Consider the following 12,987-nt stretch of genomic DNA (forward strand, 5'->3'; position numbering starts at 1 on the left):
TCTGTTCGGGCGTCGTCAGCGCCCGGAAAATACGCCGTTCCGTCCGCGCCCCGAGGGCGCTCCGTCAGACGCGCCGGCGCTTGCGCGGCCGGCAGCCATTGTGCGGGATCGGCGTCACGTCCCGAATGACCTGAACGATCAGTCCCGCCGACTGCAGCGCCCTGAGCGCGCTTTCGCGGCCCGAACCGGGGCCGCGCACTTCAACGTTCACCGTTTTGAGGCCGTGCTCCATGGCCTTGCGCGCTGCGTCCTCGGCGGCGAGCTGGGCCGCGTAAGGGGTGGACTTGCGCGAACCCTTGAAGCCCATCGACCCCGCGGACGACCAGGAGATCGCATTGCCCTGCTCGTCGGTGATCGTAATCATGGTGTTGTTGAATGAGGCGTTCACATGCGCCACGCCGGCGGTGATGTTCTTGCGCTCGCGGCGACGGACGCGCGTGGTCGATGCGGCAGGAGATTTCGCCATCTGAGGTGGTCCTTACTTCTTACCGGGCTGCTTCTTGCCCGCGATCGGCTTGGCCGGTCCCTTGCGGGTGCGGGCGTTGGTGTGGGTCCGCTGCCCGCGAACCGGCAGGCCGCGGCGGTGACGCAACCCGCGATAGCAGCCCATGTCCATCAGGCGCTTGATGTTCACCGCCACTTCCCGGCGCAGATCGCCTTCCACGACGTAATCGCGGTCGATTGTCTCGCGGATCTGCAGGATCTCGGCGTCGGAAAGCTGGTTCACGCGGCGTTCGGCCGGAATCCCGACCTTCTGGCAGATTTCCGCGGCCTTGGCCGGGCCGATGCCGTGAATGTAGCGCAGCGCGATCTCGACGCGCTTGTTGGTCGGAATATTGACGCCTGCGATGCGGGCCACGGGATGCTACCTCTTCTGTCTCAGCTTCCGCCCAGGGGCGGCGAAAGACGCCCCGAGGCCTTATTCCAAGCCATAAAACAAGGCCCGCCCCGGCGCGCTTCCTCGGAAGGAGCCGGGCGAGCGTTACGCCTGTCGGGCGGAGGCGCGTAGATATACTGGCGTTCCGCCGCCCGTCAACTCTTAACTCGCCGCCCTTCGGCCGAATTTTCCGCCTTTGCGGCGTCGATTTCGTCGAGGACGGCGTCGACCGCCGCCGCCACCTGTTCGACCGTTCCCATGCCGTCCACCCGGCGCAGCTTGCCCTGGTTTTCGTAATAGGGAATGAGAGGCGCTGTCTGCTCGCGATAGACCTGCTGGCGCTTTTGGAAGGTCTCCTCCGTGTCGTCGGCGCGCAGCGGCTGGCCGGCGGCCTCAGCCTCGCGAATGCGGCTGCGCAGGCGGTTGAGGAGCTCCTTCTCGTCGACGACGAGCTCGATCACCACGTCGAGGCTGCGGCCCTGCCCGGCCAGAACCCGGTCGATCATTTCCGCCTGGCCGACGGTGCGGACCGCGCCGTCGAGGATGAAACCCTTCGCGCAATCCGGCTCCTGGATGCGGGCGGTGATGATTGCTTCGATCACTTCGTCGGAGACAAGGTCGCCCCGATCCATGATCGCCTGGACCTTCTTGCCCAGCTCGGAACCCGAGGCGATCGCCGCGCGCAGCATATCGCCGGTGGAAAGCTGCGGAATGCCGCGCTTCTCGACGATGCGCTGGGCCTGGGTGCCTTTGCCGGCGCCCGGCGGGCCGAGAAGAATGAGAATCATCGCCGTCCCCCGCGCAGCTTCGCCTTTTTGATAAGCGACTCATACTGCTGCGCAAGAAGATGGCCCTGAATCTGACCGACCGTGTCGAGCGTGACGGAGACTACGATGAGCAGCGACGTGCCGCCGATATAGACAGGTATCGCCTGGCCGTAGCCCATCTTCAGGACCTCCGGCAGGATGCACACGAAGGTCAGGTACAGCGCGCCGATGACGGTCAGCCGGGTCAGCACGTAATCGAGATACTCCGCCGTGCGCGGCCCAGGCCGGTAGCCCTGGATGAAGCCACCATACTTTTTGAGATTGTCCGCTACGTCCTGAGTGTTGAACACGACGGAGGTGTAGATGAACGTGAAGAGAATGATGAGGGCGGCGTAGAGCGCGATGTAAAGCGGCCGGCCGGGCGAGAACATGAACTGCAACGTCTGCAGCCATTCGGGCGAATCTGCGCCGACCGCGCCCGCCGCCGTCGCCGGCAGGAGAAGCAACGAAGAAGCGAAGATCGGCGGAATGACGCCGGCGGAATTGAGCTTCAGCGGCAAGTGGGACTTCTCGCCCTGAGTCATGCGCTGGCCGACCTGGCGGCGCGGATACTGGACAAGAATGCGCCGCTGCGAGCGCTCCATGAACACCACGAAAGTCACAAGCGCCAGCGACAGCACGACGACCGCCACGATGACGCCGCCCGGCAGGCTCGCCCCGCCCGCTCCCGCCCCGCGCCCGAGCGCCAGCAGGCCGGCGATCGCGCGCGGCAGCTCCGCGACGATGCCCGCGAAAATGATGAGCGACACGCCGTTGCCTACCCCGCGCGCCGTGATCTGCTCGCCCAGCCAGAGCAGGAACATCACCCCGCCCACGAGCGTGACCACGGTCGTCAGCAGGAAGAACGGGCCGGGATCGGCCACCACGGGAACGCCGCCGCCGGCGTTCGACTGCAACGTGACGGCGATGAAATAGCCCTGCATCGCCGCCAGAAACACCGTAAGATAGCGCGTGTACTGATTGATCTGCCGTCGCCCCTGCTCGCCTTCCTTCTTGATCGCTTCGAGGGAGGGAATGACCGCGGCCATCAGCTGCATGATGATGGACGCGGAGATATAAGGCATGATGTTGAGCGCGAAGATCGCCATCCGCTCGACGGCGCCGCCGGCGAAGATGTTGAGCGTGCCGAGAAGACCGCCCGTCTGCGTCTGGAAGGCCTGGGCGTAAGCCTCGGGATTGATGCCGGGAATCGGCACATAGGTGCCGAGGCGGTAGATCACGAGCGCGCCGAGGGTGAAAAGCAGGCGCTTTTTCAGCTCCTCGGCCTTGGCGAAATTCGCAAAGCTCAGATTCGAAGCGAACTGTTCGGCGGCGGATGTCATCGGCGTATCGCTCGGCTCCCGATCTCAGTGCGCGGCGCGGCGCATTCTGCGGTTTCGCCGCCCCGAACGGCGCAGATGTGGCGGCGGCGCGCGGCCGGCGCAACCGCCTGCGCTGAATTAATCCTGCTCGGCGTCTGCGGCCTTTTTCGCCTTTCTGGATTTCGCCGGCTTGGCGGACGCGGCCTCCTCGGCCTTGCGCGCGGTTTCGACCACGGCGCCGCCGGCCTTTTCGACCGCCGCGCGCGCGCGCGCCGAAGCGTGGGCGACCTCGATCTCGACCTTGGCTTTCAGCTCGCCGACGCCGAGCAAGCGCACGCCGTCGAACGGGCGCCGGATGACGCCCGCCGCAACGAGCGCGGCCGCGTCGATCTTCTTGCCGGCGTCGAGCTTGCCGGCGTCGATCGCCTGTTGCAGGCGGCCGAGATTGAGCTCGACGAATTTCAGGCGGTTCGGCTTGTTGAAGCCGCGCTTGGGCAGGCGCATGTAGAGCGGCATCTGGCCGCCTTCGAACTGGCGGATACCCGTGACGCCGGAGCGGGATTTCTGGCCCTTGACGCCGCGCCCGGCGGTCTTGCCCTTGCCGGAGCCGATGCCGCGGCCCACGCGCACCCGCTCCTTGCGAGCGCCGGGATTGTCTCTGAGATCGTTGAGCTTCATCGCTGTCTTCCTTCGACTTGCGGCAAGGGCGCCTGGCCCGAGCCTCGCCTGTTTGGGCGAACGCGAACGGCGATCGGGAGCGAAACAAAGTCCTGCTCGCTCCTGGCCGCTCCCTATTCGGCGGCTTCAACCACCTCCACGAGGTGCGACACCTTCGCGATCATGCCGCGCACGGCGGGGGTGTCCTCGAGCTCGCGCTCGCGGCCGATCTTGTTGAGGCCGAGGCCAACCAGCGTCGCGCGCTGCTCTTTCGGCCGACGGATCGGGCTGCCGGTCTGGCGCACTTTCAGCGTCTTTTTCTTCTTCGCTGCCATGACGTTCAGCTCCTTCAGGCGGCGTCGGCGTCTGCGGCCTCGCCGGCGCGGCGGGCGACGATTTCCGAGACCTTCTTGCCGCGCTTGGCCGCGACGAGACGGGGACTCGTCTGGGCCTTCAGGGCGTCGATGGTCGCGCGCACCATGTTGTAAGGGTTCGACGAGCCGAGGGACTTCGCTACCACGTCCTGCACGCCGAGCGTCTCGAACACGGCGCGCATCGGACCGCCGGCGATGATGCCGGTGCCCGCCGGCGCCGAACGCAGGACCACCTTGCCGGCGCCCCAGCGCCCATGGGCGTCATGGTGCAGGGTGCGGCCTTCGCGCAACGGCACCCGGATGAGCGAGCGCTTGGCCTCCTGCGTCGCCTTGCGGATCGCCTCCGGCACTTCGCGGGCCTTGCCCTTGCCGTAGCCGACCCGGCCTTTCTGATCGCCGACGACCACGAGCGCGGCGAAGCCGAAATTCTTGCCGCCCTTGACCACCTTGGCGACGCGGTTGATGGCGACGAGCTTGTCGACAAATTCGTCGCGATCGTCCCGGTCGCGTCCGCGGCCGCGTCCGCGTCCTTCGCCGCCTTGATGTTCACGCGCCATGCGAATTCTCCTTCGGAACCCTTAGAAATTAAGGCCGGCTTCGCGCGCAGCCTCAGCCAACGTCTTAACGCGGCCATGATACACGTAACCGCCCCGGTCGAACACGACGTCCTTCACGCCCGCCTTGAGCGCGCGCTCCGCGACGGCCTTGCCCACGATCGCCGCGGCAGCCTTGTCAGAGCCCTTCGCGAGCGATTCCCGCAGATCCTTGTCGAGACTCGAGGCCGCGACGATCGTGCGTCCCGCCGCGTCGTCGATAATCTGCGCCGAGATGTTCTTCGACGAACGGAACACCGACAGGCGCGGACGGCCTTTCGACACGCGCCGGATCTTGCTCCGGGTGCGACGGGCCCGCTTGTTCGTCATTTCCTTCACTTCAGCCATTGCTGACCATCCTCGATGCTCAACGTCGCCGCGCCGGCGCGTTACTTCTTCTTGCCTTCCTTACGGAAGATGTACTCGCCCTCATACTTGACGCCCTTGCCCTTGTAGGGCTCCGGCGGTCGGTAGGCGCGGATTTTCGCCGCCGTCTCGCCGACGAGCTGTTTGTCGATGCCGGAGATGACGATCTCGGTCGGCTTCGGCGTTTCGATCTTCACGCCTTTCGGCACAGGAAAGTCGATCTCGTGCGAAAAGCCGAGCTGGAGATTGAGCGCCGACCCCTTCATCGCCGCGCGATAGCCGACGCCGACGAGCTCCAGCTTCTTGGTGAAGGCCTCGGTCACGCCCGCCATCATGTTGGCGATCATCGTGCGGTTCATGCCCCACTGCGCGCGCGCGGGCTTCGACAGATTCACCGGCTCGACGGAAATCTTGTCGTTTTCAAGCGCGACCCGGCACAGCTCGTTGACGACGAATTCGAGTTCGCCCTTGGGGCCTTTCGCCTTCACCGTCTGGCCGTCGACCGTGACCGTCACGCTCTTCGGCACGGGAACCGGCCTTTTACCGATGCGGGACATGGCTCCATCTCCTCGTAACGCTTAGTAGACCTGGCACAGCACTTCGCCGCCGACATTCGCGGCGCGCGCGGCCTGGTCCGACATGACGCCCTTCGGCGTCGACAGAATGGAGATGCCGAGGCCGTTGCGCACCGGCGCGAGCTCGCTCACCGAGGAGTAGACCCGCCGGCCGGGCTTCGACACGCGCTTGATGTTCGAGATCACCGGCTCGCCGTCGAAATATTTGAGCTCGACCTCGAAGGTCGGTTTTTCGCCTTCCTTTTCGACGCGCGCATAGCCGCGGATATAGCCTTCGGCCGCGAGAACGTCGAGCACCCAGCCGCGCAGCTTCGAGGCCGGCACCACGGTCTTGGAGTGCCGGCGCATCTGCGCGTTGCGGATGCGGGTGATCAGATCACCGATAGGGTCGTTGATCGCCATCGTCAGCGCTCTCCCTTACCAGCTCGACTTAACGAGGCCGGGAATCTTGCCGTCCGAGCCCAACTCGCGCAGAGCCACGCGCGACATCTTCAGCTTGCGATAGAAGGCGCGCGGACGGCCCGTCACCAGACAGCGGTTGCGGATGCGGGTCTTTGACGAATTGCGCGGCAGCTCGGCGAGTTTCATCGCCGCTTCGAAGCGCTCTTCGGCGGGCTTGGACTGGTCGCGAACGATCGCCTGAAGACGCGCGCGCCGGGCCTCGAACTTCTTGGCCATGCGCCGGCGCTTCAGGTCGCGTTCGATCATGCTCTTTTTAGCCATCAGGATCTCCGTTAAGCCGGTTTCCGCCTCATTGCGGACCTTGCCTATTTCTTCGTCTCCTTGCGGAACGGGAAGTTGAACTGAGCGAGCAGTTCGCGCGCCTCGTCGTCCGTTTTCGCGGTGGTGCACACGATGATGTCCATGCCGCGGATTTTCTCGACCTTGTCGTAGTTGATCTCGGGGAACACGATGTGCTCCTTGAGGCCGAGCGCGTAGTTGCCGCGCCCGTCGAAGCTTTTCGGGCTCAGCCCCCGGAAGTCGCGCACGCGCGGCAGGGCGATGGTGACGAGCCGGTCGAGGAACTCGTACATGCGGTCGGCGCGCAACGTGACCTTGCAGCCGACCGGCATGCCTTCGCGCACCTTGAAGGAGGCGATCGATTTCTTCGCCTTGGTGATGACCGGCTTCTGGCCGGCGATCAGCGCAAGGTCGTTCGCCGCGGCCTCAACCGCCTTGCGGTCGTTCACCGCGTCGCCGACGCCCATATTGATGACGACCTTCTCAAGCCTGGGCGTCTGCATCGGGTTCTTGTAGCTGAATTTTTCGTTCAGAGCGCCGCGGATCTTGCTCTCGTAAAGCGTCTTGAGCCGCGGTTTGTAGCTTTGCGCCTCAGCCATCGATCACCTCGCCCGACCGCTTGGCCACGCGGACCTTGCGGCCGTCTTCCTGAATCCTGAATCCGACGCGCGTCGGCTTGCCGCCGACGGACAAAGCCACATTCGACACGTGAATCGGCGCCTCGCGCGTGATGATCCCGCCCTGCTGCGTCGGCGTCTGGCGCTGATGCTTCTTGACGAGGTTCACGCCGCGCACGACCAAGCGCGATTCCTTCGGCATGACCTTGAGCACCTCGCCCTCGACGCCGCGATACTTGCCAGCGAGCACGACGACCTTGTCGCCCTTCTTGATCTTCGCCGCCATTACAGCACCTCCGGCGCGAGCGACACGATCTTCATGTGATTAGCCGCGCGCAGCTCGCGCGTGACCGGTCCGAAGATCCGCGTGCCGATCGGCTCCTTGTTGTTGTTGATAAGAACGGCCGCGTTGTTGTCGAAACGGATGACGGAGCCGTCCCGGCGCTTGATGTCCTTGGCGGTGCGCACGACCACGGCCTTCATGACCTGGCCTTTTTTCACGCGCCCGCGCGGGATCGCTTCCTTGACGGAGACGACGATGATGTCGCCCACGCGAGCGTATTTGCGCTTCGCGCCGCCGAGCACCTTGATGCACATGACGCGCTTCGCGCCGGAATTATCCGCCACATCCAAATTCGTCTGCATCTGGATCATTTCGACCCTCTTACCCCGGACTTTCTGCAGGCCCGGGCTTTCCTATCACACGCGCAACGCGCGCCGATTCACAGAGCGGCTTCGCCGCGACTTTTCAACCCTTCGCCCCGACGCCGATCACTTCCCAACGCTTCAGCTTCGATTTCGGCGCGCATTCGCGGATCTGCACCACCTCGCCGACTTTGTAAGCGCCTTCCTCCACATGCGCGTGATACTTCTTGGAGCGGCGCACGGTCTTTTTCAGCACCGGGTGGGTGAAGACGCGCATGACGTCCACGACGACCGTCTTGGGGTTCTTGTCGCTCACCACTGTGCCCTGAAGAATGCGTTTCGGCATGTTCGTTCGCCCTTGTCCTTTCCGGCCTATCGCGCGGCCTGAGTCGCGCGCGTCTTCTCGTTCAGGATGGTCTTGATGCGCGCGATGTCCTTCCGGACTTCCCGGATGCGCGACATCTTTTCGAGCTGGCCGGACGCGCGCTGGAAGCGCAGATTGAACTGCTCCTTCTTGAGCTGCATCAGCCTGTCCTTGAGCTGATCTTCAGTCATGTCGCGAATTTCGCCGGCTTTCATCGGACTTCTCCCTACTCGCCGATGCGCTTGACGATGCGCGTCTTGATCGGAAGTTTGGCCGCACCGAGGGTAAGCGCCTCGCGCGCGACGTTTTCAGGCACGCCGTCGATCTCGAACAGGATGCGCCCCGGCTTGACGCGCGCCACCCAGTATTCGGGCGAACCCTTGCCCTTGCCCATGCGCACCTCGGTCGGCTTCTTGGAGACCGGCACGTCCGGAAAGACGCGGATCCAAAGCCGACCCGCGCGCTTCATGGCGCGGGTGATGGCGCGGCGCGAAGCCTCGATCTGGCGCGCCGTCACGCGCTCCGGCTCGAGCGCCTTCAGGCCGAGCGAGCCGAAGTTGAGCTCGACGCCGCCCTTGGCGACGCCGCGAATGCGCCCTTTGAACTGTTTGCGGAACCTCGTCCGTTTCGGCTGCAACATCGCCTGTCTCCAACTCCGTCCTTATCGGCGCGCCCTGGCTTAAGCGCGCGCTTCGTCGCGCCGGCTCGGCCCGAGGCCGCCCGTCTGCGCGTCGAGAATGCGTTTCTCCTGGGCGAGCGGGTCGTGCTCCAGGATCTCGCCCTTGAAGATCCAGACCTTCACCCCGATCGTGCCGTAGGTGGTGCGCGCAGTCGCCACGCCATAATCGATATCGGCGCGGAGGGTATGCAGCGGCACGCGGCCCTCACGATACCATTCCATGCGCGCGATCTCCGCGCCGCCGAGTCGGCCCGACACGTTAACGCGAATGCCGAGCGCGCCCATGCGCATGGCGGTCTGCATCGCGCGCTTCATAGCGCGACGAAACGCCACCCGGCGCTCGAGCTGCTGGGCGATGTTTTCGGCGACCAGAGTCGCGTCGATCTCGGGCTTCCTGATCTCGACGATGTTGAGAACCGTCTCCGAGGTCGTGAGCTTCTGCAGCTCGCCGCGCAGCTTTTCGATGTCGGCGCCCTTCTTGCCGATAACCACGCCCGGCCGCGCGGTGTAGATCGTCACCCGACACTTCTTGTGCGGGCGCTCGATGACGATGCGCGAAACGCCGGCCTGCTTCAGGCGCTTGTTGAGGAATTTCCGGATCACAAGATCCTCATGCAGAAGATCTGCATAGGTTCCTTTATTCGCGTACCAGCGCGAATCCCAGGTCCGGTTGATTCCCAGCCGGAGGCCGATCGGATTGACTTTCTGGCCCATTAAGCGGCCTCCTCGACTTCTTTCACGACGATCGTGATTTCCGAAAACGGCTTCAGAATGCGTCCGACGCGCCCGCGCCCGCGCGGCGACCAGCGCTTCATGACGATGTTGCGTCCCACATAGGCCTGATCGACGACCAGCGAGTCGATGTCGAGATCGTGGTTGTTCTCGGCGTTGGCGACGGCGCTCATCAGCACCTTCTTGACTTCGCGCGCCGCGCGCTTGCGCGAGAAGGTGAGATCGGCCAGCGCCTTCTCCACCTTCTTGCCCCGGATGAGTTGGGCCACCAGGTTGAGCTTTTGCGGCGAGGTGCGGATGAGCCGGCCCTTGGCGAGAGCGGCGTTCTCCGCGACCCGTCTGGGATTTTTCTTCTGTCCCATGACTATTTCCTCTTGGCCTTCTTGTCGGCGCCGTGTCCGTAGAATGTGCGGGTCGGCGAGAACTCGCCGAGCTTGTGCCCGACCATGTCCTCGGTGACATGGACCGGAATGAACTTGTGTCCGTTGTAGACGTTGAACGTCAGACCGACGAATTGGGGCAGGATGGTCGACCGGCGCGACCAGGTCTTGACGCCGCCCTTATGGCCGCCCGAATGCGCCTCTTCCGCTTTCTTCAGCAGATAGCGGTCGACGAACGGGCCTTTCCAGACGGAACGTGGCATAGTTTTTCTCCAGCGCCCTACTTCTTCTTGCGCGCGTGACGCGACCGGATGATGTACTTGTCGGTCTGCTTGTTGTTGCGGGTCTTGCGGCCCTTTGTCGGCTTGCCCCAGGGCGTGACCGGATGACGTCCGCCCGAAGTGCGCCCTTCCCCGCCCCCATGCGGGTGATCGATCGGGTTCATGGCGACGCCGCGCACGGACGGACGGCGGCCCTTCAGGCGGCTGCGGCCGGCCTTGCCCAGGGTCTCGTTGAGATGATCCGGGTTCGACACGGCGCCGACCGTGGCCATGCATGCGCCATGCACGAGACGGACCTCGCCGGACTGCAGGCGAATTTGCGCCATTGCGCCGTCGCGGCCGACGAGCTGAGCGTAGGAACCCGCCGCGCGAGCGAGCTGGCCGCCCTTGCCGGGCTTGAGCTCGACATTATGCACGATCGTGCCGACCGGCATCGACTTGAGCGGCATGGCGTTGCCCGGCTTCACGTCGACGCGCTCGCCGGCGATGACCTTGTCGCCTGCTTTCAGCCGCTGCGGCGCCAGGATGTAGGCGCGCTCGCCGTCGAGATATTTGATCAGGGCGATGAAGGCGGTGCGGTTCGGGTCATATTCGAGACGCTCGACCTTCGCCTCGACATCGCGCTTGCGGCGCTTGAAGTCGACGATGCGATAAAGCTTCTTCGCCCCGCCGCCGCGTCGGCGCACGGTGATGCGCCCCATATTGTTGCGTCCGCCATGGGATTTCAGCCCCTCGGTCAGCGACTTGACGGGATCGCCCTTCCACAGATCGCTCCGGTCCACCAGCACGAGCTGCCGGCGGGCGGGCGACGTAGGATTGAATGTTCTCAGCGCCATTGGTCCGTATCCGTCCGGTTAGAGCCCCGTCGTCACGTCGATCGAGTGCCCTTCCTCAAGGGTGACGATCGCCTTCTTCACGGTCGAGCGCGCATACGGCCGGCCGCGAAACTGCTTGGTCTTGCCCTTTGCGCGCAGCGTGTTGACCGCCTTCACCTTGACCTTGAAAAGCGCCTCGACCGCTTCGGCGATCTCGGGCTTGGTCGCGTCGAGCGGCACGCGGAACACCACCTGATTGTTCTCCGTCGCGATCGTCGACTTCTCGGTGATGACCGGCGCGATCAGCGTGTCGTAATGCTTCTCGACGACGCCGGCCGCCTTCTTGCTTTTCGCCGTCTTGCTCATTTCAGGCGGGCCTCCAGCCCTTCGACCGCCGCTTTGGTCAGCACCAGCTTCTCGCGGCGGAGGATGTCGTACACATTGGCGCCCACGACCGGCAGAACGTCCACGTCCGGAATATTCCGGGCCGCCAGGCGGAACTTTTCATCGACCTCGGCGTCGACGATCAGCGCGTTCGACAGGCCGAGCTTGCCGAAAGCCTCGATGAGCGCCTTGGTCTTCGCCTCGTCGAGCAAGGCCTGATCGACGACAATCAGCTCCTTGGCGGCCTGCTTGGCCGAAAGGGCGTGCTTGAGCGCCAGACGGCGCACCTTTTTCGGCAGACCGATCGCGTGGCTGCGCGGGCGCGGCGGATGCGCCACGCCGCCGCCGCGGAATTGCGGCGCAGCCTTGTTGCCGTGCCGGGCGCCGCCGGTGCCCTTCTGGCGGTGCATCTTCTTCGAGGTCGCCTTGACCTCGTTGCGCGGCTTCGCCTTGTGCGTGCCCTGCTGGCGCTTGGCGAGCTGGTAGACCACCATGCGGTGCAGGATGTCGCGGCGCGGCTCGAGCCCGAAGACCGCGTCGTCAAGATCGATCGACCCGGCCTTCTTGTTGTCGAAGCTGAGAACGTCGACTTTCATTATTCGTCGCCCTTCTTGTCTTTTTCGGTCCCGACGTCGGCCGCGCCTTGAGCCGGCGCGTCCGTGACCGGCGCGCCTTCGGCGATCATCTCCGCTTCTGGCGAGGCCGGCTGGGGCGAGTCGACAGGCGCTTCCTTCTCGAGGAGCGCGGCAGGCTTCGGCGCGTTCTCCGGCAGCGGCGCCTTCACCGCGTCGCGGATCATCACCCAGCCGCCCTTGGGGCCGGGGACCGCGCCCTTGACCAGAATGAGCCCGCGCGCGCCGTCGACGCGAACCACCTCGATGTTCTGCGTCGTGCGCTGCGCCACGCCCATATGGCCGGCCATCTTCTTGCCTTTGAAGACCTTGCCGGGATCCTGGCGCTGGCCGGTCGAGCCATGCGAGCGGTGCGAAATCGACACGCCATGCGTAGCGCGCAGACCGCCGAAATTGTGCCGCTTCATGGCGCCGGCGAAGCCCTTGCCGATGGTCACGCCCGAAATATCGACTTTCTGTCCGGGCACGAAGTGCTCGGCCGAAAGCGCGGCGCCGACGTCGACGAGATTATCCTCCGACACGCGGAACTCGGCGATCTTGGCTTTCGGGGCCACGCTGATCTTCGCGAACTGGCCGCGCTCGGCCTTGTTCACGCGCTTGGCCTTCTTCTCGCCGGCGCCGAGCTGCAACGCGACATAGCCGTGCTTGTCCTTCGTGCGCTGGCCGACAACCTGGCAGTTGTCGACATGCAGCACCGTGACCGGCACGTGCGCGCCGTCCTCGCGGTAGATCCGCGTCATGCCGACTTTCTTCGCGATGAGACCGGTCCGCATTTCCATTCCTCCGGGCCCCTTTAAGCGCCGAGCCGGATTTCGACGTCGACGCCCGCCGACAGGTCGAGCTTCATCAGCGCGTCGACCGTCTGCGGCGTCGGATCAACGATGTCGAGCACGCGCTTGTGCGTGCGCATTTCGAACTGCTCGCGGCTCTTCTTGTCGATGTGCGGCGAGCGGTTGACGGTGAAACGCTCAATGCGCGTGGGCAGCGGGATCGGTCCGCGAACCTGCGCGCCGGTGCGCTTGGCCGTGTTGACGATTTCCTTCGTCGAAGCGTCGAGCACGCGATGGTCGAACGCCTTCAGCCTGATGCGGATGTTCTGTTGCATGGTCCTGACGCTTCGCTTGACGGTTCCGTTCCGAGAAGAAAA

At 64.8% G+C, this 12,987-nt stretch carries 25 protein-coding genes; all 25 read right to left on the reverse strand.

The features are described 5' to 3' along the window. Nucleotides 1-64: 64 nt before the first annotated feature. Complete coding sequence (rpsK, locus tag CHB64_RS06485; protein ID WP_089411780.1) at nucleotides 65-466, reverse strand: 30S ribosomal protein S11; 402 nt, start codon at nucleotides 464-466, stop codon at nucleotides 65-67. A 12-nt stretch (nucleotides 467-478) separates the two neighbouring features. After that, nucleotides 479-859 (reverse strand): 30S ribosomal protein S13, encoded by a 381-nt coding sequence (gene rpsM, locus CHB64_RS06490; protein ID WP_089411781.1) that lies wholly within the window; start codon nucleotides 857-859, stop codon nucleotides 479-481. A gap of 173 nt (nucleotides 860-1,032) precedes the next feature. Further along, nucleotides 1,033-1,665: an adenylate kinase gene (locus CHB64_RS06495; protein ID WP_089411782.1), complete on the reverse strand. Its 633-nt coding sequence runs from the start codon at nucleotides 1,663-1,665 to the stop codon at nucleotides 1,033-1,035. Then, a complete protein-coding gene (gene secY, locus CHB64_RS06500) occupies nucleotides 1,662-3,026 on the reverse strand; it encodes a preprotein translocase subunit SecY (protein ID WP_089411783.1) in 1,365 nt (454 codons plus the stop codon). Before secY ends, CHB64_RS06495 begins: the two co-directional genes overlap by 4 nt. A gap of 117 nt (nucleotides 3,027-3,143) precedes the next feature. Beyond that, complete coding sequence (gene rplO, locus CHB64_RS06505) at nucleotides 3,144-3,683, reverse strand: 50S ribosomal protein L15 (protein ID WP_089411784.1); 540 nt, start codon at nucleotides 3,681-3,683, stop codon at nucleotides 3,144-3,146. Nucleotides 3,684-3,796: 113 nt separating this feature from the next. After that, nucleotides 3,797-3,997, reverse strand: coding sequence for a 50S ribosomal protein L30 (rpmD, locus tag CHB64_RS06510; RefSeq protein ID WP_089411785.1), 201 nt, complete (start codon nucleotides 3,995-3,997; stop codon nucleotides 3,797-3,799). A 14-nt stretch (nucleotides 3,998-4,011) separates the two neighbouring features. Beyond that, nucleotides 4,012-4,593, reverse strand: coding sequence for a 30S ribosomal protein S5 (gene rpsE / locus CHB64_RS06515; RefSeq protein ID WP_089411786.1), 582 nt, complete (start codon nucleotides 4,591-4,593; stop codon nucleotides 4,012-4,014). Nucleotides 4,594-4,614: 21 nt separating this feature from the next. After that, nucleotides 4,615-4,977, reverse strand: a complete 363-nt coding sequence (gene rplR, locus CHB64_RS06520; RefSeq protein ID WP_089411787.1) for a 50S ribosomal protein L18 — start codon at nucleotides 4,975-4,977, stop codon at nucleotides 4,615-4,617. 41 nt (nucleotides 4,978-5,018) lie between these two features. After that, nucleotides 5,019-5,552: a 50S ribosomal protein L6 gene (gene rplF / locus CHB64_RS06525; RefSeq protein ID WP_089411788.1), complete on the reverse strand. Its 534-nt coding sequence runs from the start codon at nucleotides 5,550-5,552 to the stop codon at nucleotides 5,019-5,021. A gap of 21 nt (nucleotides 5,553-5,573) precedes the next feature. Continuing rightward, a complete protein-coding gene (gene rpsH / locus CHB64_RS06530) occupies nucleotides 5,574-5,972 on the reverse strand; it encodes a 30S ribosomal protein S8 (protein WP_089411789.1) in 399 nt (132 codons plus the stop codon). Nucleotides 5,973-5,987: 15 nt separating this feature from the next. Next, the gene (gene rpsN / locus CHB64_RS06535) at nucleotides 5,988-6,293 is read right to left on the reverse strand and encodes a 30S ribosomal protein S14 (protein WP_089411790.1); all 306 of its coding nucleotides are present in this window, start codon (nucleotides 6,291-6,293) and stop codon (nucleotides 5,988-5,990) included. A 44-nt stretch (nucleotides 6,294-6,337) separates the two neighbouring features. Beyond that, nucleotides 6,338-6,910, reverse strand: a complete 573-nt coding sequence (rplE, locus tag CHB64_RS06540) for a 50S ribosomal protein L5 (protein ID WP_089411791.1) — start codon at nucleotides 6,908-6,910, stop codon at nucleotides 6,338-6,340. Continuing rightward, nucleotides 6,903-7,214: a 50S ribosomal protein L24 gene (gene rplX, locus CHB64_RS06545; RefSeq protein ID WP_089411792.1), complete on the reverse strand. Its 312-nt coding sequence runs from the start codon at nucleotides 7,212-7,214 to the stop codon at nucleotides 6,903-6,905. Before rplX ends, rplE begins: the two co-directional genes overlap by 8 nt. Beyond that, the gene (gene rplN, locus CHB64_RS06550; RefSeq protein ID WP_089411793.1) at nucleotides 7,214-7,582 is read right to left on the reverse strand and encodes a 50S ribosomal protein L14; all 369 of its coding nucleotides are present in this window, start codon (nucleotides 7,580-7,582) and stop codon (nucleotides 7,214-7,216) included. Before rplN ends, rplX begins: the two co-directional genes overlap by 1 nt. A 94-nt stretch (nucleotides 7,583-7,676) precedes the next feature. After that, complete coding sequence (gene rpsQ / locus CHB64_RS06555) at nucleotides 7,677-7,919, reverse strand: 30S ribosomal protein S17 (protein WP_089411794.1); 243 nt, start codon at nucleotides 7,917-7,919, stop codon at nucleotides 7,677-7,679. A gap of 26 nt (nucleotides 7,920-7,945) precedes the next feature. Continuing rightward, on the reverse strand, nucleotides 7,946-8,152 hold the full coding sequence (rpmC, locus tag CHB64_RS06560; RefSeq protein WP_089411795.1) for a 50S ribosomal protein L29: 207 nt from the start codon (nucleotides 8,150-8,152) through the stop codon (nucleotides 7,946-7,948). An 11-nt stretch (nucleotides 8,153-8,163) separates the two neighbouring features. Then, nucleotides 8,164-8,577 carry a 50S ribosomal protein L16 gene (gene rplP / locus CHB64_RS06565; RefSeq protein ID WP_089411796.1) on the reverse strand — a complete coding sequence of 138 codons (414 nt, stop codon included), beginning with the start codon at nucleotides 8,575-8,577 and terminating at the stop codon, nucleotides 8,164-8,166. A 39-nt stretch (nucleotides 8,578-8,616) separates the two neighbouring features. Beyond that, the gene (gene rpsC, locus CHB64_RS06570) at nucleotides 8,617-9,330 is read right to left on the reverse strand and encodes a 30S ribosomal protein S3 (RefSeq protein ID WP_089411797.1); all 714 of its coding nucleotides are present in this window, start codon (nucleotides 9,328-9,330) and stop codon (nucleotides 8,617-8,619) included. Beyond that, complete coding sequence (rplV, locus tag CHB64_RS06575) at nucleotides 9,330-9,710, reverse strand: 50S ribosomal protein L22 (RefSeq protein WP_089411798.1); 381 nt, start codon at nucleotides 9,708-9,710, stop codon at nucleotides 9,330-9,332. Before rplV ends, rpsC begins: the two co-directional genes overlap by 1 nt. A gap of 2 nt (nucleotides 9,711-9,712) precedes the next feature. Then, nucleotides 9,713-9,991: a 30S ribosomal protein S19 gene (gene rpsS / locus CHB64_RS06580; RefSeq protein WP_089411799.1), complete on the reverse strand. Its 279-nt coding sequence runs from the start codon at nucleotides 9,989-9,991 to the stop codon at nucleotides 9,713-9,715. A 17-nt stretch (nucleotides 9,992-10,008) separates the two neighbouring features. Further along, nucleotides 10,009-10,845 carry a 50S ribosomal protein L2 gene (gene rplB, locus CHB64_RS06585; RefSeq protein WP_089411800.1) on the reverse strand — a complete coding sequence of 279 codons (837 nt, stop codon included), beginning with the start codon at nucleotides 10,843-10,845 and terminating at the stop codon, nucleotides 10,009-10,011. Between the two features lie 18 nt (nucleotides 10,846-10,863). Continuing rightward, nucleotides 10,864-11,190 (reverse strand): 50S ribosomal protein L23, encoded by a 327-nt coding sequence (locus CHB64_RS06590; protein WP_089411801.1) that lies wholly within the window; start codon nucleotides 11,188-11,190, stop codon nucleotides 10,864-10,866. After that, entirely contained in the window at nucleotides 11,187-11,804 is a 618-nt protein-coding gene (gene rplD / locus CHB64_RS06595; protein ID WP_089411802.1) for a 50S ribosomal protein L4, read from the reverse strand. Before rplD ends, CHB64_RS06590 begins: the two co-directional genes overlap by 4 nt. After that, nucleotides 11,804-12,613, reverse strand: a complete 810-nt coding sequence (gene rplC, locus CHB64_RS06600) for a 50S ribosomal protein L3 (RefSeq protein ID WP_089412020.1) — start codon at nucleotides 12,611-12,613, stop codon at nucleotides 11,804-11,806. Before rplC ends, rplD begins: the two co-directional genes overlap by 1 nt. 20 nt (nucleotides 12,614-12,633) lie before the next feature. Then, on the reverse strand, nucleotides 12,634-12,945 hold the full coding sequence (gene rpsJ / locus CHB64_RS06605) for a 30S ribosomal protein S10 (RefSeq protein ID WP_089411803.1): 312 nt from the start codon (nucleotides 12,943-12,945) through the stop codon (nucleotides 12,634-12,636). Nucleotides 12,946-12,987: the final 42 nt, after the last annotated feature.

This window comes from Amphiplicatus metriothermophilus (assembly GCF_900199215.1).
GTDB classification, from domain to species: Bacteria; Pseudomonadota; Alphaproteobacteria; order Caulobacterales; family Parvularculaceae; genus Amphiplicatus; species Amphiplicatus metriothermophilus.